Source organism: Bergeriella denitrificans NBRC 102155 (assembly GCF_001592185.1).
Classification (GTDB): Bacteria; Pseudomonadota; Gammaproteobacteria; order Burkholderiales; family Neisseriaceae; genus Neisseria; species Neisseria denitrificans.
Genome location: NZ_BCWL01000325.1, coordinates 1 through 1,340, shown reverse-complemented (window position 1 = coordinate 1,340; position 1,340 = coordinate 1). Strand labels below are relative to the sequence as shown.

The 1,340-nt window shown below is 51.1% G+C and carries 2 protein-coding genes; both read left to right on the top strand.

Going from position 1 to position 1,340, the window contains the following annotated elements:
• Positions 1 to 438: 438 nt before the first annotated feature.
• The gene (gene rpsU, locus BDE01S_RS10570; protein ID WP_003680926.1) at positions 439 to 651 is read left to right on the top strand and encodes a 30S ribosomal protein S21; all 213 of its coding nucleotides are present in this window, start codon (positions 439 to 441) and stop codon (positions 649 to 651) included.
• 190 nt (positions 652 to 841) lie between these two features.
• Positions 842 to 1,285: a GatB/YqeY domain-containing protein gene (locus tag BDE01S_RS10565; protein WP_066081354.1), complete on the top strand. Its 444-nt coding sequence runs from the start codon at positions 842 to 844 to the stop codon at positions 1,283 to 1,285.
• The last annotated feature ends 55 nt before the right edge of the window (positions 1,286 to 1,340 follow it).

Here is a 1,340-nt window from a genome sequence, read left to right as displayed (position 1 = left end):
TATTATAGCGTGCTGCCTGATACTGCGTATTGATTAAAAAATAAGCATGATAAAAAAGATTTGGCAATTGAAAGACTTGGGCGGTTTATCCACATATTTTCCGCAGTCTGGTTAATACGGTCTGTGGGTAGGCGCTAGAGGCCGTCTGAAAAATGCCGTAGGCTAGGCAGACTTGTTGTATTTGTGCAGGCAATAGGGCGTATATCTTGCCGCAGCTTGACAGCATACCGGCAATATAAGATAATCCGAAGATTGTTTTCCGGCTTGCGAAAGCCGCTGTTTCCGGCAGATTGCCGGCTTGTTAGGAGGTGATGTTCACATCACGGCGCGTATCCCGCCCTGCCTTCGGGCAACCCAGCGATACAACAACCCCATTTTAAACTGCCGTCGCCTTCATTTTCAGACGGCATTTCATCCGAAATAATCGAAGGAAGCAAAATGCCTGCAATCCGTGTAAAAGAAAACGAACCATTCGAAGTTGCCATGCGCCGTTTCAAACGCGCCGTAGAAAAAACCGGTCTGCTGACCGAGCTGCGCGCCCGTGAAGCTTACGAAAAACCGACTACCGAGCGCAAACGCAAAAAAGCCGCTGCCGCCAAACGTCTGCAAAAACGTCTGCGCAGCCAACAACTGCCTCCGAAAATGTACTAATCACGGCTCAGCCTTGATTTGATTACCGACACCGCAAGGCTCAAACTTGCGGTGTTTTTCATCATCTATCGTTATCGGATACGGGAGATACAGCCTGAACCCTTTGCCGCATCCAATGTCTCTGAAACCGCTTTGGATGACTGCCTGTTTTCATACCGAATTATCCGATAACCGACACGGAACAACCGCCATGAGTTTGAAAGAACGCTTAAACGAAGACATGAAAGCCGCCATGCGCGCCAAAGACAGCCTGACGCTTTCCACCATCCGCCTGATTAATGCCGCCGTCAAACAATACGAAGTGGACGAGCGTGCGGAAGCGGACGAAGCCAAAATCACCGCCATCCTGACGAAAATGGTCAAGCAGCGCAAAGATTCCGCCAAAATTTACACCGAAGCCGGCCGCGACGATTTGGCCGCTAAAGAAAATGCGGAAATCGACGTGCTCAACCGCTACCTGCCGCAGATGATGTCGGCGGAAGAAGTGCAACAGGCCGTAGCCGCCGCCGTAGCCGAAACCGGCGCGGCAGGCATGGCCGATATGGGCAAAGTGATGGGCGTGTTGAAAACGCAGCTGGCGGGTAAAGCCGATATGGCCGAAGTCAGCAAAGCCTTGAAAGCCGCGCTGTCGTAAGCGGGTGTGTGTTCGGGATAAGACAAACGGTTAAGCTATAGTTGGAGAGTAAATG

Coding starts and splice junctions, on each gene's coding strand:
- rpsU (WP_003680926.1), top strand. CDS start 439: ATGCCTGCAATCCGTGTAAAAGAAAACGAACCATTCGAAGTTGCCATG.
- BDE01S_RS10565 (WP_066081354.1), top strand. CDS start 842: ATGAGTTTGAAAGAACGCTTAAACGAAGACATGAAAGCCGCCATGCGC.